Raw genomic sequence first — 17,675 nt, forward strand, 5'->3', positions numbered from 1 at the left:
ATTGGCTCACTTGAGACTAAATATAGCCTCAAGTGGGAAGGAGCTTTGCCATGATGGGATTTGCAGTCATCGCCGACGTTCTCGGATTGCCCGCCAGGGAACCCGCATCGCGCTCAGCCTTTGGCCTGCTCTCCAGCATTGAGGAAGGCTTGCCAGTCAAGGCGCTTGATCGCATGGCGCTGCTTCTGGCGCCTGATGATACCCAGTTCAAATATAGGCTCGTTCCAAAGGCCACCTATGAGCGGCGCAAGACCAAGCATCGGCTCTCCTCCGACGAGGGCATAAAGCTCGCCCGTCTGGCGCGCGTCTGGGGATCGGCGCTCGATGTCTGGCAGACCGAGACCGAGGCACGTGATTTCCTGTTTCGGCCGCATGCAATGCTGGAGGACAGGCGGCCAATCGACGTGGTCATCCAGAGCGAGATCGGCGGCGAGCTCGTGCTCGATATTCTCGGAAGCCTGAAATACGGCAGCGCTGCGTGAGCGCACAGGTTCTTGACCGCACACTGACATCCGTCCGCATCGGAGATCCCAACGGAAGCTATCCGATCTTCGACGCCACTGGCTCGACCATCGCGCCGGGACGGTGGAACATGTCGGGCAGCCCGATCATCTATACGAGCGAGCACTATTCGACGGCGCTGCTGGAAAAACTCGTCCATGGCAGCGGGCGGCTGCCGCCCAACCAGCACTATGTCACGATCACCCTGCCGCGTGGGCTAAGCTACGAAGTCTTCTCCGAGCCCGCGCTGCCCGGCTGGGACAGCATGCCGGCTGTTGTCAGCAAGGCTTTCGGCGAAAAATGGTGCCAGGAAAAACGCAGCGCCATCCTGCTGGTCCCAAGCGTCGTCGCCCGAGTCGACCGCAACATATTGATCAATCCGGCCCATCCGGAATTCGCCTCGATCGCGGTAAGCCTCCACCAACCGGTCTTCTGGGATCGTCGCTTGTTCGGCATGTGATGGGGAGGGCCCTTCAGTCAGCGCTCCTGCATCCCCGATCGGGATCACGCTCTGCAGCTCCTTTGCGGGCTGGCCTTCAAGCTGCTGTGCATCGGGCTCCGGAATGGCATCGGTCGCGAGCCCCGGCAATCTTACCGTTGAGGATGCCAGGCACTTAGTAAATTGGGAATCATGGACCGAAAAGAACCCATCGTCCGTTGTAGCAGAATGTACATTGCGCCTTGGCTTGCCATCGCGACCCCTGAAATTCCCGGTTAGATAAAACGAAATTTACTGCGACAATATAATCGCCCCACACGCGGTCAGCAGTACTCCGAATCCGAAAATCATGAACGGAGTACCGAAACAAACCCTTGATTTGTTCGATCTTTTTCGTCGGTTGAATCGCCATTATACAACCTAATCCCGACGTTGCTGTCTAAATCAAAGTTCCAATTATTTCTTTTATAGAATATAACCTCTCGAACTTCCTGAATAACCAAAAATAAAACCACACTCGACAAGATTATCGCGCCGACAACAACGCCACCGGTATCAAGATATTTCTCTGCTGAAAACATTTTCTTCCCTTTAGGTGCCGCCAGACTGGGTTTCTGCGGTGAGCGCTGCTTCGACTACTCACGCGTCCGTCTCCCATGGATTTATCACCGCTGCGCCGGTGTCATCGAAATCACCGACATTGCGAGTAACGACAATCAGATCATAAACGATCGCGGTTGCGGCGATCAGCCCGTCGATATCGCCACGCGGCCGGATGCCGGCGATACGGCCCCATTCGACGGCGATCTCGTCGGTCACCGGCAGGATCCGGTCGCCATGATCATAACGCAGCTTGCGTAGCCACTCGGCGAGATGCGCCGCGGTCTTCGGATCCGATTTCTGTTTGAGGGCAATGCCGCGCATGATCTCGCCAAGCGTCAGCGCGCTCAGGTGGATGGTGAGCGGATCGACGGAGCGCAGCCAGGAGACCGCCTGCGGCGTGCCGCGTCGCGCCTCCGAGATGATGTTGGTGTCGACCAGATACATCAGAAGGCAACGTCGCGGCTTGGCGTCTTGTTGCGTGCTTCGACCGCATCGGCGAACTCATCGTCCCAGGCGGGGCCACCGAGAAGGTCGTCGACGAGCGTCGGCCTGCCGGCGCGCAAGGCGTCATAGTCGCGGGCGGACAAAACGACGGCCGTGCGCTCGCCACGCACGGTCACTACCTGCGGCCCTTCTTGTCGGGCCTTCTGCACGACCTTCGAAAATTGGTTTTTGGCGTCCTGCAGTTGCCATTCCATCGATTCCGCTCCTAGCTAGACTGTCTAGCTATGTAGGCGCGGAATGCTTGTACGTCAACGGCGGGACGTTCCTGAACGACAGAGTCCGGTTCTGCTATGAGGTGTCATAACAAAGTTCGACATCGTTGTGTTGGTGATCGGCACCTGTCGGTCTTACTGGAAGCCGCGATCACGCTCTCTGCCGCGGCGAGCGGGCCATCAGCCTAGCATAGGCGATGGCCGAGAGCATGTTGGCGTGGTTTGCCTTGCCGGTGCCGGCAATGTCAAAGGCGGTGCCATGATCTACCGAGACGCGGTCGATCGGCAGGCCGAGCGAGACGTTGACCGCCGTGTCGAAGGCGACGAGCTTGATCGGGATATGACCCTGGTCGTGATACTGGGCGATGACCAGATCGAAGGCGCCGTTATACGCGCGGGCAAACACCGTATCGGCCGAGATCGGCCCGACGACGTCGATGCCCTTTGCCTGCGCCTGCTCGACGGCGGGCGCCAGGAATTCCGTATCCTCGGTGCCGAACAGGCCGTTCTCGCCGCAATGCGGATTGAGGCCTGCGACGGCGATGCGTGCCTTGCGGCCGAGCCGCAGGAAATGCCGGTGGCCGGCTTCGATAGTCGCCAGCACCCGCTCGGTCTTGGCGCGCTCAATCGCACCCTTCAGCGAGATATGGGTGGAGACGTGGATGGTGTTCAGCCGCTCGGAGGCAAGCAGCATGAAGGAGCTCTTCGAGCCGGTGAGATGCGCGAGCAGCCCGGTATGGCCGTCATGGTGATGGCCGGCGAGGTTCATCGCCTCTTTGTTGATCGGCGCGGTGACGATGACATCGGCTTGCCCCGACATGGCGAGATTGACGGCGCGGGTGATGTAGCGCACCGAGGCATCGCCGGCGACCGGGCTGACCTTGCCGATTTCGGGGAGGGCCGCGCCGAGCGCGACTTCGTCGACGGCGATCCTGTCGTCGCTGGTTATATCGGCAGCCCCGAACCGCAGTCCGGTGCCGCTGACACGGTCGGCGCGCTCCAGCGCTTCGACATTGCCGACGATCACGAAATCGCGGCGCTCCTCCCTTGGAAGGGCAGCCAAGGCCTTGACGATCACCTCGGGGCCGACGCCGGCCGGATCGCCGAGCGTTACCGCGACTTTCGCATTCCTGTCCATCAATCGAGTTCCTTCCAAAGACCCGTCGCCTAGAAGGCGGCCGCATAAATCGAGCGAATGTCGGCGCGCGTGAGATCGCGCGGATTGTTATCGAGCAGACGGCGAATGGCAAAGGCGTCTTCGGCCATGGCGTCGAGATCGCTTTCCGGCACGCCGAGGCCGGAAAGCTTCATCTCGATGCCGAGTTCGGCGCAGAAAGCGTAAGCCGCATCGAAGACGGAGGTGACGTTTTCGGAGGTTTCACGCCCAAGCGCTTCCATCACCGCCCTGGTTTTCTCAGGCGCGGATGGTGTGTTGAAGGCGAGAACATGCGGAAAGATCAGCGCATTGGCCGCGCCATGGGCCACATGCCAGCGCGTTCCGAGGGGGTAGGCGAGCGCATGGCCGCCGGCGGTGTTGACCGGGCCGAGGCAGAATCCGCCGTAAAGCGAGGCGAGCGAGAGGCCGGCACGCGCCTCGGCGTCATTGCCATCCCTGACGGCGCGGGCGAGATATTTGCCGACGAGCCGCGTTCCCTCGATCGCATAGATGTCGACCATCGGATGGGCCTTGCGGTTGGTGAAGGCCTCGACGCAATGGGCCATGGCATCGACGCCGGTTGCCGCCGTCGTGCGGGCCGGGACACTGAAGGTCAAAGCAGGATCGATGACGGCGATATCGGCCAGCATATGCAGGCTTTCGACGGCAAGCTTTGCCATCGTCGCCGGATCGGTGACCAGCGCGCGGATGCCGGCCTCGCTGCCGGTGCCCGATGTCGTCGGCACCTGAGCGAGCGCGACCTTGCGCGGCCCATGCACCCGGTTCGGACCGACGACCTCCCGCAGCGTCTGGGCGGAACCGGCAAGCACTGCGGCGAGTTTTGCCAGATCCATGGCGCTGCCGCCGCCGAAGCCGACGATCAGTTCGGCATCGGCGGCGTTTGCCGCCGCCAGGACCTTTTCGAGATTGGCCGTATCCGGTTCAGGCGTCACTTCGGCAAAGACGGTTACCTCGCCCTTCAGCTCCAGCACGTCGATGCGTGAAGCGTTGAAGGCATCGGAGATGACGAGCGTGCGCCGATAGCCCTTTTCATCAGCCCATTTGCCAAGCTTTCCCGCCGTGCCGACCCCGAATTCGATCAGATGCGGCCGAACTATCGTGATCGGCGAATCCAAGCTGGCCATGAACCAGTCCTCCCTGCAAGATCTTGCGGCACTATCGTCGCCCTCTTTAATGTAAAGTTGTAAGATCAATGTCAAGCCGACATTCCAGCAAGCGGAATTTTTTGTCGCCAGATTTGCGATCAATCGCACTTCAAGGCGGCGCTTCCATTCTAATATAGGTAAATATGTCAGTGATTTATGGAATATATCGATGAAAACGGCACGTCAGGCACCGCTGGCCATTATCCTTTGCGACGGCGGTGAATAATCCGATTCTGTTGTCATTTTCTTCCGTCAGTCAACCCGCAGGCGTTGTCATTCTACATCCTCTCGTATGCGGTCGGACGCAGGTTTACAATTTTCCGGCTGCCGCTTTGTTCACGGCAGGGATTTGGGGGCAAGACTGATATATTTGATGGCGCGCCGGTAGTAGGTGTAGGCGATATGGAGCGTGCCGTCGCTGCCCTGGACGATCGACGGATAGGAGAATTCGCGGTTCAGCGAATCCTTCGAATTGTTGCTGAGGCAGAAGCCGTCGCCGGTATCGAGGTCGATGCGATGCGGAAAGCTCTTGCCGCCATCCCTCGATATCGCAAGGCTCAGCGGCGCACGCGGAACACCCCAGACGGCCTTACGTGCACTGGTATCGGCCACGACGGCTGTCTCTCCAGCCTCGCCACCGTCGATTTCGTCGTAGAGAGACTGGCGCCGTGCATCCGACATGGCGGCATTCGAATGGTTGTAAACCATTGCGATTGCTCCATCATTCAGGACAGTGGCCTGGATCGAGGAATTGTTGTTCGGCAATTCGGCGGGCTCGGGCGCGCTCCATGTCTCGCCGCCGTCGGATGATCGGCTGGACAGGATGTTTTCGGCGAAACGGTTGCGGTAGAAGGCGATCATCGCGTCGCCGCCAAGCGGCAGGATGTTCATGTGCACCGCGCCAATACTACCTGGAATATCGCGCATCTGCCAGCTGGCGCCGCCATCACGCGACACCAGCACGGCCGCCGTATCGGCATCGCCGCTCCAGCGCTGGCCATTCAGGCCGACGCAGCGGAAGACCGGAAGCAGCCAGTCGCCTTTGCCGTTGACGACGATCTGTTGTCGAACGAAGGTGCCGGGACTGTCGCAAAGGATACGAACCGGGCCGAAGATCTGGCCGCCGTCGCCTGAAATCCGGCATTTGACAACTGAACCATCCTGATTTCCGGAAGTCTGCGACGTATAGAGCAGCCATATTTTTCCGTCCGGAGCCTTGAAAATCAACGGGTTCTGTTCGGATTTCTCCGGATCGTCGCTCATCTTTTCCGGCACCGACCAGCGCTCGGAGCCCGGCGCCAGCCGCGACATGTAAATCGAGATATCACCCATGCCCTCCATCGTGCCGCCGAACCAGACGCAGGTTAGCGTGCCGTCGGGCAGAAAAGCGAGATTTGCGGCATGGTTCTGGATGCAGGGGGAGGGCAGATAGGCATCCGCACGACCCTCGACCGTGGGGTGAGGGGCGATGACCCCGGTCATTAGGGCCGGAACGGCTTCCGGAGGCAGGCCGGTAAAACTCATGACGGATCTCCTCAAGGCAGCTTGGCGTAGCTTTCGGCGAGTGCGGCATAGTCGGCATCGCCGAGCGGCATCAACGGTGCGCGCGTGCGCTTCCAGGCGGGATTGCCGGTCTTCAGCCCCACCATCGCCTTGATGGCGGGTATCTGGACGTAGGAATTGGAAAGCGTGCGATAGGCGTTGATCCGGGCCTGTGCCGCCTCGACATCGGCGGCGCGCGCCTCGTCATGGACATGGTCGTAGACGGTGCGGAGCGAATCCGCCACGAGATTGGAGGTGGCCGTGATGCAGCCAGCGCCGCCCGCCTTCAGCAACGGCAGCAGCAGCGGGTCGGCGCCCGCTAGCACCGAGAAGCCTGGATAGGCGGCGATGATCGCCTGCATGTTATTGAAATCTCCGGCAGATTCCTTGATGCCGACGACCGTTTCCGGGAAGGCCGCAATCAGCCGCCCGATCAGCGGAATGGATAGCGGAACGCCTGAAACCTGCGGAATATGATAGAGGATGACCTGCAGGCGGGTGTCGGCGACTTTCTCCAGCACCTGCGAATAGGCGGCGAAGAGACCATCGTCGGAGACGCCCTTGTAGTAGAAGGGTGGCAGCATCACCACCTTGGTGACGCCAAGCGACAGCGCGTGCCGGGTCAATTCCACGGTCTCGGGAATGGCCACAACGCCGGTGCCCGGCAAAAGCCTGTCGGCGGGAATACCAGCCTCAAGTGCTGCTTCCAGAATGGCGCGGCGCTCGGCTCCGGAGAACGAATTGGCCTCGCCCGTCGTGCCAAGCAGCGCCACGCCATGGCATCCCTCGGCCAGCAGCTGTCGGCAATGATCGGTGAATAGTGCGAGATCGGGTGAATTGTCTGCAGTCAGCGGCGTTGCGGACGCGCTGAATACGCCTGTAATCCTGTGATGGCTCATTTTGCCCTCCTCGGCGCGTCCTGTCCGGGGATCCGTGTTCGAACGCCCGGCTGCGCATTCGATGTCATTCGTTTGTCGCCATGGAGAGCAAGAACTTTTCCATCGCCGCGCTTTTGTCAAGAAGACAAAACGCGGCGATGCAGCTGCTAAAACCTATTTGTCTGTTATCATTTGTATATTTTTAAGATAAAATTTTGATTGGATGAAAATAGAGATTTTTTGTTGACATATTTACAATAACGAGAGAACGATACGGAACGGATTGTGCTGCGCCTGGCAGGTGCAGGGAGAGCGCTGCCGAATTCACTCTGGGAGGAATGCCATGTCTGATCAATCGGATAAAACCAATATATCACGTCGCAACGCGCTGAAGCTCGGCCTTGCAGCCGGCGTCGGCCTCACCGTATTCGGGATGAATGCCCGCATCGTCATGGCCGATGAAGGCCAGGTCCTGAAGGTCGCGCATCCGGCCTTCGACCAGGACTGGTCGCCGCTGCGCGGCGGCGGCAGGACGTTCCGCTGGAATTCGATCTGGTGGGCATCGCCGATGTATTTCGACAGCAAAGGCAATATCAAACCTTACGTCTTCACCAGCTGGGAATCGGCTGACAACACAGTCTGGACCTTCAAGATCGACCCCAAAGCCGTCTTCTCCGACGGCAGCAAGATCACCTCGGCGGACGTCAAGGGATCGTGGGAAGTCGCCTCGATGCCGAACACCAAGAGCCAGCGCGCCGACCAGGTGCTGAGCAAGGTCAGGGGTTATGCCGAAATCGCCTCCGGCTCCGGCAACGAGTTGACGGGTGTCGCGACGCCCGACGATGGAACGGTCGTCGTGACGCTGGCAGCCGCCGATCCGATCTTCTTCATGCGCCTGGCAAACCACATCGCGCCGATCACCAAGGCGTCGCAGTCGCGCGGCAGCGACGGCGAGGAGATTATCGACTGGTACAAGCCTGACAGCAAGCCGGTCTTTTCGGGTCCGTTCAAACTCACCAGCATCGACATCGACGCAGGCAAGATCACGTTCGAGCCGAATGAAAACTTCTTCGGACCGAAGCCGAAGCTTGCGCGCATCGACATCACCTCGATCGAGGACAATGTCTCCGCGACGTCGCTGATCAAGTCGGGCGAGTTCAACGCTCATACCGAACTGATCACCTCGACCATCATCCAGGATCTCGGCCCGGAATTTTCCGCCGGCCCGCTGATCCCGACCAGCCAGCACTTCTGGTTCAACATCTCCCGTGCGCCGATGGACGATCCGAAGGTCCGCCAGGCACTGATCATGGCGGTCGATCGCGATGGCCTGTTCAAGGCGTCCTACCCCGACGGGCCGCACAAGAAGGCCGATCAGATTCTCAACTCGGTCCCAGGTGCGGAGAATTCCGGCTTCGAGCCATACCCTTACGATCCGGCGGCTGCCAAGAAGCTGCTTGCGGAATCGACCTATGGCGGCCCGGAGCGCTTGCCGAAGATCCTATTCGTCGGCATCTCGGGGCCGGCCATTCAGGCTGCCGCCCAGTTCATCGCCGAGCAGTGGCGCCAGAATCTCGGCATCACGGCCGTCGACATGAAGCCGCAGCAGGACGCCTATGCGGGTCCGGATCAGAATTCGATCCAAATCTTTCGCGACGACGTCGGCACCCGTGTGCCGGATGCCGTATCCTATCTGGCGGGCAGCATCGCCTCGACCTCGTCGAATGCGCAAAACAAGCTTGGCGGATACAAGAACGACAAGGTCGACAACGCTCTGGCCGAAGCCACGACCAAGGCTGCGGACGATCCGCAGCGTATCGCTCTCGCTCAGGCAGCCCAGAAGGCGTTCCGCGAGGATTGGGCTTTCATTCCATGGTATTCTCAGGCGATGTCGCGCTGGGCTACCAAGGACGTCAAGGGCCTGGAAAAGAACCTTGACTGGCAGGTCGTCGAACCCTGGAACATTTCCATCGGTTGATCCGGCGGAAATCGTTCCAATCGGCAATAACCCGCGCGAAGGCCGCAAGGCCTTCGCGCAAGTTTCAAGAAGAAGAGATGCGATCGCAGCCAAAAGCGGGAACGCATCGAACAACAGGTGGGAGGTGGCCTTGCTGCGCTACGTGCTAACCCGATTTGCCATCTGGATTCCGTCCGTTCTGGTGGTGATGCTGGCGGTTTACGCGCTGGCCTTCTATGGCGCCGGCGATCCGATCAAGCTGATCTTCCTGCGCGCGCCGGGCGACGTCGCCTATAATCCGCAGCGCATCGAAGCCATTCGCGAAAGTGCCGGCCTCAACAAACCCTTCATCATCCAGTTCGGCCTTTACATCTGGAACCTGCTGCACGGCCAGTTCGGCAATTCGCTGACCTCGGGCCGCTCCGTCTGGGCGATGGTCTCGGCCGCAGCCCCCGTCTCCTTCCAGCTTGCGCTCTGTTCCATCATCCTGACCGCCGTCGTCGCGATCCCGCTCGGCATGATCGCCGCGCTCAACCAGAATTCGCGCATCGACTATGCCATTCTGGGCTCCGCGCTCTTCCTCTGGGCGATCCCGGCCTATGTCGCCGGTCCGCTGCTGATGGTCGGCCTGATCGTGCTGCTGCCGGGTGCGAGCGTGCCCTATGGCTGGGGCGGCATCCTCGATGTCCGTATCCTGCTGCCGCTGCTCGTCCTTTCCTTCCAGCCGATCGCGCTGATCGTGCGTCAGACGCGCGCCGCCGTCATCGAGGTTCTGTCGGAGGATTTCGTCCGCACCGCCCGCGCCAAGGGCGTGCCAGAGATCATCGTGGCGCTGCGCCATATCCTGCGGCCGGTGCTGACGCCTGTCGTCACGCAGCTCGGCCTGATCATGATCACCATCGTCAACGGCGCGATCTTCGTCGAACTCGTCTTCGGCCTGCCGGGCCTCGGCCGGTTGACGGTGCAGGCGCTGATCAATTCCGATTATCCGGTCATTCTGGCTATCACGCTGATCGGGTCGTTCCTGGTGATGGTCTCGAACCTCCTGGTGGACGTGCTCTATCCGCTGCTCGACCCGCGCGCCAATGATTCAAGAAGGAGCCGCTGACCATGTCCGCCATCCCTCTTTCCACCATCGAAACCGTCGAAGAGCCGGTCAGCCTGTGGCGCGACGCCTGGCATCGGCTGAAGCGTAACAGGCTTGCCATCTTCGGCCTCGTCATCGTCCTGATCCTCGCCTTCACGGCGATGTTCGGGCCTTATCTCACGCCCTATGACTATCTGAGTCAGGATCTCAACGCCCGCAACGTCCTGCCGTCGATGAGCCACCTCTTCGGAACCGATGATCTCGGCCGCGACGTCTTCAGCCGGGTGGTTTTCGGCACGCGCACCGCTTTCCTCGTCGCCGTCATTGTCACCGTCTTCGCCGTGCTGATCGGCCTGGTGCTCGGGGCAGTCGCCGGTTTCTTCGGCAATCCGTTCGATCGCGTCATCATGTGGCTGACCGACGTGACGATGTCGGTTCCCAACCTGCTGCTCGTCGTCGTCATCAACGCCTCGCTGAAATCGCCGATCAGCAAATGGATGGAGGCGCGTTACCTCGCGACCCTCAATCCCTTCTACCGCGAAACCATGTGGGTGGATTTCATCCTCGTCTTCGGCTCGATGGCGCTGATCTCCTGGCCGCCTTACGCCCGTCTCGTCCGCGCCCAGGTGCTGTCGATCCGCAGCCGGCCCTATATCACCGCGGCCCAAGCGCTCGGCCTGTCGAACTGGATCATCATCAAGCGTTATGTCATTCCGAATGCGCTGGGGCCTTTGATCGTCTCGGTCAGCGCCGGCCTCGGCACAGCGATGGTGCTGGAAAGCGCCTTCAGCTTCCTGGGCGTCGGGGTCAATCCGCCGACACCGAGCTGGGGCAACATGATCTCCGACGGCCTGCGTGTCTGGCAGCATTATCCCCACCTTCTCGCCGCTCCGGCGGCCGTGCTCGGCCTTGCTTCGGTTGCCTTCAGCTTCCTTGGCGATGGCCTCAACGACGCGCTCAATCCGCGGGGCAGTAAATGATGGATACGAAAGACACCGACCGCCTGCTCGATGTCAGGAACCTCACCGTCGAGATCGACGGCCGCAACGGCGCCGCCATCGTCGTCGACGGCATTGATCTGCATGTCAACAAGGGTGAGACGCTTGGCGTCGTCGGCGAATCCGGCTGCGGCAAGAGCCTGACCATGCTGAGCCTGATGCGGCTGTTGCCGAACAAGATCAAAGTCACCAAGGGATCGGCGACATTCGATGGCCGCGACCTGCAGACGATGTCAAATCGCGAGCTGCGCAAGGTGCGCGGCGGCGATATCGGCTTCGTCTTTCAGGATCCGATGACCTCGCTCAATCCGGTCATGCGCGTCGGCGAGCAGATCTGCGAGCCGCTGATCTATCACCGCAAGATGCGCAAGGCCGAAGCGCGCGCCCGCGCCGTCGAACTCTTGCGTCTCGTCGGCATTCCCGGTCCGGAAGAGCGTCTGCAGGCCTATCCGCACGAGCTTTCCGGTGGCATGCGCCAGCGCGTGATGATCGCGATCGGCCTTGCCTGCAATCCGAAGCTTTTGATTGCCGATGAGCCGACGACGGCGCTCGACGTCACCATCCAGGCCCAGATCGTCGATCTGGTGAAGGATCTCAGGGCCAAGCTCGGCATGTCGGTCGTCTGGATAACCCATGATCTGGCGCTGATCGCCGGCCTCGTCGATCGCGTCGCGGTGCTCTATGCCGGCACGGTCGTCGAGGATGCGCCGGTCGACGAGCTCTATGCCCGCCCGAGCCATCCCTATACGCGCGGTCTGCTGTCATCGATCCCGAAGCTCTCGGACCCGCCAGCAAGCCGGCTGAGCTCGATCGGCGGCACGCCGCCGGAGCCTGGCCGCCGGCCGAAGGGCTGCCCGTTTGCGCCGCGCTGTCCGCTTGCCGAAAACATCTGTCACGAGAAGGTGCCGCAGCTCGAACCGTTGAGCGGCAGCGCCAATCACCGCGCCGCCTGTTTCGTCGTCCAGAGAATGCAGGAGGCCGCGTGATGGGCGCTCAACCGCTGCTCAAGATCGAAAACCTGGTCAAGCATTTCCACGTCAAGCTCGGCGCCTTCGGCGAACGCTCGGCGACCGTCTATGCGCTCGACAATGTCAACCTCGACATCATGGAAGGCGAGACGCTGAGCCTCGTCGGCGAATCCGGCTGCGGCAAGTCGACGACAGGTTTCACCATCCTCAACCTCTACAAGGCGACCAGCGGCAAGGTCGTCTACAAGGGCCAGGACCTCGCGACGCTCGATGAAAAACAAATGCGGCCCTTCCGCCGGGACCTGCAGATCGTCTTCCAGGATCCGTATTCGACGCTCAATCCGCGCATGACGGTGGGTGAGGCGATCGGCGAACCCATCCTTTTTCATAGGCTCTGCACCAAGGCCGAGCTGAAGGACAGGGTGGCAACGCTGCTCACCGATGTCGGCCTGCCCAAGCGATTTGCCCAGCGTTACCCGCATGAGCTTTCCGGCGGCCAGCGACAGCGCGTCGTCATTGCCCGCGCGCTCGCCTGCCAGCCGAAATTTATCGTCTGTGACGAGGCGATCTCGGCGCTCGACGTGTCGATCCAGGCGCAGATCATCAACCTGCTGCTCGATCTGCAGGAAAAATACGGGCTGACCTATCTGTTCATCGCCCATGATCTCGCAGTCGTGCGCCATATCAGCACCCGCGTCGGCGTCATGTATCTCGGGCGGCTCGCCGAACTTGCCACCCGCGAGGAACTCTTCGACAATCCGCTGCACCCCTATACCAGGGCGTTGCTGTCGGCCGTCCCGGAAACCGATCCGGAGCATGAGCGCACGCGCCAGCGCCAGATCCTGCAGGGTGATGTGCCGAGCCCGCTGAACCCGCCGTCGGGCTGCCGTTTCCACACGCGTTGCCCGATCGCCATGGACGTCTGCAGCAAGGTCATTCCCGCGTGGAAGGAGGCAAAGCCCGGCCATCTCGTCGCCTGCCACGCCGTCAACACCGGACAGACCGCATGACGCTGAAGGCGGCCATTATTGCCGATGATCTGACGGGCGCGCTCGATACCGGCACGCCCTTCGTCGAAGCCGGGCTTTCGGTTGCGGTCGCCGTCGATGTCGAGGCCGCAGAGGATGCGATCGCCACCGGCTGTGACGTTGTCGTCATCAACACCGCCTCCCGCGCGCTGGATGAGCGCGAAGCCGCCGAAAGAGTACGGTCGGCGGCAGCGGTGTTTCGTCGCGAGAAGCCGGCGGTCATCATGAAGAAGATCGATTCCCGGCTCAAGGGCAATGTCGCGGCCGAGAGCCTGGCGCTGGCGAAGGCATTCGATCTGAAGACCATCCTAGTAGCGCCCGCCATTCCCGATCAGGAGCGGTTGACCTACCGAGGGTGTGTCGTCGGCCGCGGCATCAACCAGCCGCTACCGATCGCTGAGCTGTTCGAAATCAGCGCGGACGGCGTCGTGATTGCCGATGCCGAGGACGATGGCGATCTCGACCAGATCGCGGAGGGGCATGACTGGCTGACGACACTTGCTGTCGGCGCAAGGGGCCTCGGGGCCGCGCTTGCCCGCCAGCTCGGCGAAATGGGACGACAGCCGCTGCCGGAATTTGCGGCGACCCGGCGCACCCTGTTCGCCTTTGGCTCGCGCGACCCGATTACTGCTATCCAGATGGACCGGCTCCAAGCCTCGGGTGTCCTACGCATGGTCGTGGACGCGCCGAAGGGGCAGGTCGAAGTCGGAGAGGGCATAGCGCTGCCGGCGCTGCTGCGTTGCACTGGCGATATGGCGGCCGATGCGGCACTGGTCGCTCGCCGTTTTGCGGCAGGCGTCAGAACGGTCATCGACGACACGAGGCCTGATATGCTGATGGTCGGCGGCGGCGATACGGCGCTTGCCGTTTTCCAGGCGCTCGGGGTCAGAGTTCTGGCGCCGAAGGGCGAAATCGAAGCCGGCGTGCCGTGGTTCGATGTCACGGCAGCCGACGGGCGGCATTTTCGGTGCGCCGTGAAGTCGGGGGGCTTCGGCAAGCCCGATAGTTTGTTAAGACTGGTTCTTTGGAATCGGGCGGCATAGCAAGATACCGCCGGGGAGAATGACGTGGCTGAAGTGAATGGCGAATCTTTGAACGCGGAAGCCGGCCCGCCGGGCAAGCCCGAACGCGGCAAGGCCGTCAAGCTGGTCGATCGCGTCTTCGACCAGCTGCTCGAGCGTATCCGCGGCGGAAACTATTCGCCGGATTCACGTCTTCCCGGCGAGCACGAGCTTGCCTCGATGCTGGGCGTGTCGCGGCCGATCGTCCGTGATGCCTTAGCGCGCCTGCGCGATCAGGGTATGGTCTATGCCCGACAGGGCGCCGGCACCTTCGTCAGCGCACATGGATCGCCGACGACGCAGCTTGCCTATTCGCCGGTGAAGACGATCGCCGACATTCAGCGCTGCTACGAATTCCGCCTGACGATCGAGCCGGCGGCCGCCTATTTTGCCGCCAAGCGCCGCAATGAGCAGGCGATCCAAAAGATCGCCAGCGCGCTTGCGGATCTGCGCGAAGCGACCAGCCATCAGCTTCACCGCACCGACGCCGATTTCCTCTTCCACCGCGCGGTCACGGAGGCTGCCAACAATCATTATTACACGGCCTCGATCGACGCGCTGAAGGCCCATATCGCCGTCGGCATGCATCTCCACGGCCTGTCTTTGCTCGGCCCCCGGCAAGGGCTGGAACAGGTCTACGAAGAGCATAATGCCATCTACAAGGCGATCGCCGATGGCCGGCCTGACGATGCACAGAGACTGATGAAGGCGCATCTCGAAGGCTCCCGGGACCGCTTGTTCGAGGGCAGGGTGCTCGACCTATCCTTCTGAAGCGCGTCCCACAGCTGGCAGCTCGAAATTGCCAGGGAGTTCCTGCCATACCGCGGGATGCTCCTTCGCTGGCAATTGTCAGCCGGATTTCTGCTTCTTGATGATGCTGATGTTGCCGCTCACTTCGAGGATGGCAAATTTTATCTCCGCAACGCTCGGTTCTGGCGGGTCGGCAGGAAACACATAGCCTATCCGGCCATCGCGCGCGAAGGTCGCCTTTTGAGGCGGATCGATGCCCTGGACCGAAAAGCCTTGAAGAAAGGCGGCAAGACCCTGTCTTCGGATGACGGTGCGAAGGTCACCGTCATGTCCTCGGGAGCATTCCATCGGGAGATGACGGGAAAATCCCCGGATCCTTCGGGCAGTATGAGTGATTGCCGTGAAAACGGACCGCCTCTTTCAAGCAAGCCCAGCAAGCAGGTCACTAGAAGAAGCGTGAAAACCATCCAGGAAATACGTTGAACAGCCCAGAATTTTTGCTGAAATTCACTATGATCGAGCACACTTTCCGGCAACGCGGGCAACTTGTGTATCTTTCCCATGCCCCTCCCTGTGCGTCTTGCGGAGAACTTGGCTCGGAGGCAACTGTTCCGGGCAAGCAGGGGGCCGTCGCCGTGTACATCGGATGGGTAGCGGTCCAGGCGTCTTCGCCGATCAAGGGAACGAAGATCACCCCGCCGAGATCTTCTTCTTCGAACGTGGTATCCCCGGTGCGCGTGAGCCGTTTCAGGCGCTGCCCTTCACCGCGGCCGACCGGGATGATCAGCCGCCCTCCGAAGCCCAACTGTTCTTTCAAGGCGGTTGGCACCTCGGGCGCGCTCGCAGAAACAATAATGGCATCGAACGGAGCGGCTTCCACCCAGCCTTTGCTGCCGTCGCCGACGCGAACGTCAATGTTGCGGTATCCCAGCTTCTCGAACCGTTCCTTGGCTTGAAGCGCCAGCCCTTCATGGCGCTCGATGGAATAGACATGCCTTGCTATCCGGCTCAGGAGGGCTGAAGCGTAGCCGGAGCCCGTTCCGACCTCGAGCACTGTGTCGCCGGCATCCAGATTGGCCTTTTCGAGCATCAGAGCGACGATGAACGGCTGCGAAATTGTCTGGCCTTCGCCGATCGGCAGCGGCGCATCCTCATAGGCGCATTCCTCGGTGCCTGGAGGAACGAATTTTTCGCGCGGCACCGTGCGCATCGCTTCGGTCACGCTCGGATCGCGAATGCCACGACGCGTAACGTGGTGCTCCACCATGCGATCTCGGATGCGCGTCTTATCCATGGATCAGCTCCACTGTCGCCGATTGCACCTTGGGCAAACTTCTGGGTGGCGCAGAATGTAAAACAAGTCAGCGCCTGGGGAGTTCCTGAGAGGAGCAGGTTTTCGGCAAGCGCCAAAGGTATGGCAAAGCGGCACCTAAGATCACCAAGGCGAAACATTGTAAACATTGGCATGCCGCAGTTGGAAATAGAATGCCGGCTACACAAATTTGCGGCGTAACGCATGTTATGGAACGAGATACATCTATGTCATTACAAAGACTTAAGTTCCGCGCTATCCTTTATAGCCGCAACTTTGCGGCTGCAACGTTGACGTGTCTTGCTTCTGCAAAGTTGGAATGTCACACCCGCGCGTTGAATAGCGCGGCCAGCGATCGAAGAACGAGACCGGCAGCTCGATAGCTCCGGATCTTCAAATCATGCCTGGAACCAGGTTAGATCAGCCTAGCCACGAAGCGCTTTCGCGGAAGTCTGGATATCAGCAAGCGTTGCACCAACCTTGGAAGCTTCGAAACCCACTAATGAACTGCACCAACATCAATTTCCCTTCTCCGATCCTCAAGCATCAGAAAACTTTCTCATGATCAATCATACCAGCGTCTATTCGATGCCCGGAACGTGTTTTTTCGATCTGGCTCCTGCTGCGGGCGGCGAGCCCTATCGCATATTCCTTTCCATTCCGGCGGAGAGACCGCCAATGGGAGGATGGCCGCTTCTCGTTCTGACGGACGGCAACGCCACTTTCCCCTTCGCGGTCGCCAGTTTGGTCACGCAGGCACCTTATCCGACGGGGACGAATGTCGGTTGGGGGGTGATCGCGGCGATCGGCTACCCGTCCGACGAGCCCTATGATCCGCTCCGCCGGTCTTGGGACCTGGGCCCTCCGCCGGTCAAATCCTATCCGCCGTTCGTTGAGGGCGGTCCGCCGGTTGTCATCGGAGGGACCGGCAAACTGGTGGATTTCATCGAGAACGAGCTTATCCCGCGGATTGCAGAGAGGGTGATCCTGGATCCGAGACGCCGATCGCTTTTCGGACATTCCTTCGGCGGCCTCTTTACTCTCTATGCCCTGTTCGAGCGTCCGGCTCTGTTTGCCAACTGGATTGCGGCCAGCCCCACCATCTATTGGGAGAACAGCGAAATCCTCAAGAACGAGGCGCAACGTCAAGAGGCACCGGGGAATGCACCCTTTCTGCATTTGTCCGCCGGAGAATACGAAGGCGATGAGCTGGCACCCTTCCAGTACCGGAACGAGGATGCCCCTGCGCGTCTGGAGAAGAGGAAGACGGAGCGGACCGTCCTCCTGGCGCGGGAGATGGCGGAGCGATTAAACGGCACTGCCGACGGATTGCGCACCGAATTCGAGCTTTATGCCGGCGAGACCCACATGTCCGTTCTTGCGGCGGCCGTGAATCGTGCAGTGAGCATCGCGTTCGCCGTCGAGGATTTGACCGATATGTGACGCTCTATACAAGGGTTTCACGACGCATCGATATACGTCGTTGCCCAGCCTGTGCTGCGCGTCTGCGGTA

Annotated in this window: 17 protein-coding genes and 2 pseudogenes; 10 read left to right on the plus strand and 9 right to left on the minus strand. The window is 60.8% G+C overall.

Features of this window, described 5'->3' with window-relative positions; all coding sequences use genetic code 11:
- Window positions 1–50: 50 nt before the first annotated feature.
- Together N1937_RS27150 and N1937_RS27155 are read left to right on the plus strand one after the other, a co-directional pair.
- Window positions 51–482 carry an antitoxin Xre-like helix-turn-helix domain-containing protein gene (locus tag N1937_RS27150; RefSeq protein ID WP_170280656.1) on the plus strand — a complete coding sequence of 144 codons (432 nt, stop codon included), beginning with the start codon at window positions 51–53 and terminating at the stop codon, window positions 480–482.
- Window positions 479–961: an RES family NAD+ phosphorylase gene (locus N1937_RS27155; RefSeq protein WP_170280657.1), complete on the plus strand. Its 483-nt coding sequence runs from the start codon at window positions 479–481 to the stop codon at window positions 959–961. Before N1937_RS27150 ends, N1937_RS27155 begins: the two co-directional genes overlap by 4 nt.
- Before the next feature lie 326 nt (window positions 962–1,287).
- Here N1937_RS27155 and N1937_RS27160 read toward each other — a convergent pair whose 3' ends face one another.
- From N1937_RS27160 to N1937_RS27190, 7 genes are all read right to left on the minus strand, one after another.
- Window positions 1,288–1,521, minus strand: a complete 234-nt coding sequence (locus tag N1937_RS27160; RefSeq protein ID WP_260060068.1) for a hypothetical protein — start codon at window positions 1,519–1,521, stop codon at window positions 1,288–1,290.
- Between the two features lie 58 nt (window positions 1,522–1,579).
- Complete coding sequence (locus N1937_RS27165; RefSeq protein ID WP_170280658.1) at window positions 1,580–1,987, minus strand: type II toxin-antitoxin system VapC family toxin; 408 nt, start codon at window positions 1,985–1,987, stop codon at window positions 1,580–1,582.
- On the minus strand, window positions 1,987–2,241 hold the full coding sequence (locus tag N1937_RS27170; RefSeq protein WP_011649626.1) for a type II toxin-antitoxin system Phd/YefM family antitoxin: 255 nt from the start codon (window positions 2,239–2,241) through the stop codon (window positions 1,987–1,989). The genes N1937_RS27165 and N1937_RS27170 overlap by 1 nt, the downstream gene beginning before the upstream one ends.
- A 169-nt stretch (window positions 2,242–2,410) precedes the next feature.
- On the minus strand, window positions 2,411–3,397 hold the full coding sequence (pdxA, locus tag N1937_RS27175; protein WP_260060071.1) for a 4-hydroxythreonine-4-phosphate dehydrogenase PdxA: 987 nt from the start codon (window positions 3,395–3,397) through the stop codon (window positions 2,411–2,413).
- A 29-nt stretch (window positions 3,398–3,426) separates the two neighbouring features.
- The gene (locus tag N1937_RS27180) at window positions 3,427–4,560 is read right to left on the minus strand and encodes an iron-containing alcohol dehydrogenase (protein ID WP_260060072.1); all 1,134 of its coding nucleotides are present in this window, start codon (window positions 4,558–4,560) and stop codon (window positions 3,427–3,429) included.
- Window positions 4,561–4,917: 357 nt separating this feature from the next.
- Window positions 4,918–6,105 (minus strand): sialidase family protein, encoded by a 1,188-nt coding sequence (locus N1937_RS27185; RefSeq protein ID WP_170280661.1) that lies wholly within the window; start codon window positions 6,103–6,105, stop codon window positions 4,918–4,920.
- Between the two features lie 11 nt (window positions 6,106–6,116).
- Window positions 6,117–7,022, minus strand: a complete 906-nt coding sequence (locus N1937_RS27190; protein WP_170280662.1) for a dihydrodipicolinate synthase family protein — start codon at window positions 7,020–7,022, stop codon at window positions 6,117–6,119.
- Window positions 7,023–7,344: 322 nt separating this feature from the next.
- Here N1937_RS27190 and N1937_RS27195 point away from each other — a divergent pair, with 322 nt between their 5' ends.
- The 7 genes from N1937_RS27195 (at window position 7,345) to N1937_RS27225 (ending at window position 14,871) form a co-directional block, all read left to right on the plus strand.
- A complete protein-coding gene (locus N1937_RS27195) occupies window positions 7,345–8,979 on the plus strand; it encodes an ABC transporter substrate-binding protein (RefSeq protein ID WP_170280663.1) in 1,635 nt (544 codons plus the stop codon).
- Between the two features lie 130 nt (window positions 8,980–9,109).
- Window positions 9,110–10,066, plus strand: coding sequence for an ABC transporter permease (locus N1937_RS27200; RefSeq protein ID WP_026154671.1), 957 nt, complete (start codon window positions 9,110–9,112; stop codon window positions 10,064–10,066).
- A gap of 2 nt (window positions 10,067–10,068) precedes the next feature.
- Entirely contained in the window at window positions 10,069–11,025 is a 957-nt protein-coding gene (locus N1937_RS27205) for an ABC transporter permease (protein ID WP_017969147.1), read from the plus strand.
- Window positions 11,022–12,029: an ABC transporter ATP-binding protein gene (locus N1937_RS27210; RefSeq protein ID WP_170280664.1), complete on the plus strand. Its 1,008-nt coding sequence runs from the start codon at window positions 11,022–11,024 to the stop codon at window positions 12,027–12,029. Before N1937_RS27205 ends, N1937_RS27210 begins: the two co-directional genes overlap by 4 nt.
- Complete coding sequence (locus N1937_RS27215; RefSeq protein ID WP_222385988.1) at window positions 12,029–13,021, plus strand: ABC transporter ATP-binding protein; 993 nt, start codon at window positions 12,029–12,031, stop codon at window positions 13,019–13,021. The genes N1937_RS27210 and N1937_RS27215 overlap by 1 nt, the downstream gene beginning before the upstream one ends.
- Window positions 13,018–14,082: a four-carbon acid sugar kinase family protein gene (locus N1937_RS27220; protein ID WP_170280666.1), complete on the plus strand. Its 1,065-nt coding sequence runs from the start codon at window positions 13,018–13,020 to the stop codon at window positions 14,080–14,082. The genes N1937_RS27215 and N1937_RS27220 overlap by 4 nt, the downstream gene beginning before the upstream one ends.
- Window positions 14,083–14,106: 24 nt before the next feature.
- Window positions 14,107–14,871 (plus strand): FadR/GntR family transcriptional regulator, encoded by a 765-nt coding sequence (locus N1937_RS27225; RefSeq protein WP_260060075.1) that lies wholly within the window; start codon window positions 14,107–14,109, stop codon window positions 14,869–14,871.
- 78 nt (window positions 14,872–14,949) lie between these two features.
- Here N1937_RS27225 and N1937_RS31610 read toward each other — a convergent pair.
- Both N1937_RS31610 and N1937_RS27235 read right to left on the minus strand, forming a co-directional pair.
- A pseudogene (locus tag N1937_RS31610) lies at window positions 14,950–15,027 on the minus strand (DUF421 domain-containing protein); the annotation flags it as partial.
- A pseudogene (locus tag N1937_RS27235) lies at window positions 15,025–16,144 on the minus strand (protein-L-isoaspartate(D-aspartate) O-methyltransferase); the annotation flags it as partial. The pseudogenes N1937_RS27235 and N1937_RS31610, both read right to left, overlap by 3 nt.
- Before the next feature lie 579 nt (window positions 16,145–16,723).
- Here N1937_RS27235 and N1937_RS27240 point away from each other — a divergent pair.
- A complete protein-coding gene (locus N1937_RS27240; protein ID WP_260060252.1) occupies window positions 16,724–17,605 on the plus strand; it encodes an alpha/beta hydrolase in 882 nt (293 codons plus the stop codon).
- Window positions 17,606–17,675 lie beyond the last annotated feature (70 nt).

It is taken from the genome of Rhizobium sp. WSM4643 (genome assembly GCF_025152745.1).
Taxonomy (GTDB): Bacteria; Pseudomonadota; Alphaproteobacteria; order Rhizobiales; family Rhizobiaceae; genus Rhizobium; species Rhizobium leguminosarum_I.

Bases quoted from the DNA above. Each gene is read 5' to 3' on its own strand.
- N1937_RS27150 (WP_170280656.1), top strand. From the start codon at position 51: ATGATGGGATTTGCAGTCATCGCCGACGTTCTCGGATTGCCCGCCAGG.
- N1937_RS27160 (WP_260060068.1), bottom strand. From the start codon at position 1,521: ATGTTTTCAGCAGAGAAATATCTTGATACCGGTGGCGTTGTTGTCGGC.
- N1937_RS27165 (WP_170280658.1), bottom strand. From the start codon at position 1,987: ATGTATCTGGTCGACACCAACATCATCTCGGAGGCGCGACGCGGCACG.
- N1937_RS27170 (WP_011649626.1), bottom strand. From the start codon at position 2,241: ATGGAATGGCAACTGCAGGACGCCAAAAACCAATTTTCGAAGGTCGTG.
- pdxA (WP_260060071.1), bottom strand. From the start codon at position 3,397: ATGGACAGGAATGCGAAAGTCGCGGTAACGCTCGGCGATCCGGCCGGC.
- N1937_RS27180 (WP_260060072.1), bottom strand. From the start codon at position 4,560: ATGGCCAGCTTGGATTCGCCGATCACGATAGTTCGGCCGCATCTGATC.
- N1937_RS27185 (WP_170280661.1), bottom strand. From the start codon at position 6,105: ATGAGTTTTACCGGCCTGCCTCCGGAAGCCGTTCCGGCCCTAATGACC.
- N1937_RS27190 (WP_170280662.1), bottom strand. From the start codon at position 7,022: ATGAGCCATCACAGGATTACAGGCGTATTCAGCGCGTCCGCAACGCCG.
- N1937_RS27195 (WP_170280663.1), top strand. From the start codon at position 7,345: ATGTCTGATCAATCGGATAAAACCAATATATCACGTCGCAACGCGCTG.
- N1937_RS27205 (WP_017969147.1), top strand. From the start codon at position 10,069: ATGTCCGCCATCCCTCTTTCCACCATCGAAACCGTCGAAGAGCCGGTC.
- N1937_RS27210 (WP_170280664.1), top strand. From the start codon at position 11,022: ATGATGGATACGAAAGACACCGACCGCCTGCTCGATGTCAGGAACCTC.
- N1937_RS27215 (WP_222385988.1), top strand. From the start codon at position 12,029: ATGGGCGCTCAACCGCTGCTCAAGATCGAAAACCTGGTCAAGCATTTC.
- N1937_RS27220 (WP_170280666.1), top strand. From the start codon at position 13,018: ATGACGCTGAAGGCGGCCATTATTGCCGATGATCTGACGGGCGCGCTC.
- N1937_RS27240 (WP_260060252.1), top strand. From the start codon at position 16,724: ATGATCAATCATACCAGCGTCTATTCGATGCCCGGAACGTGTTTTTTC.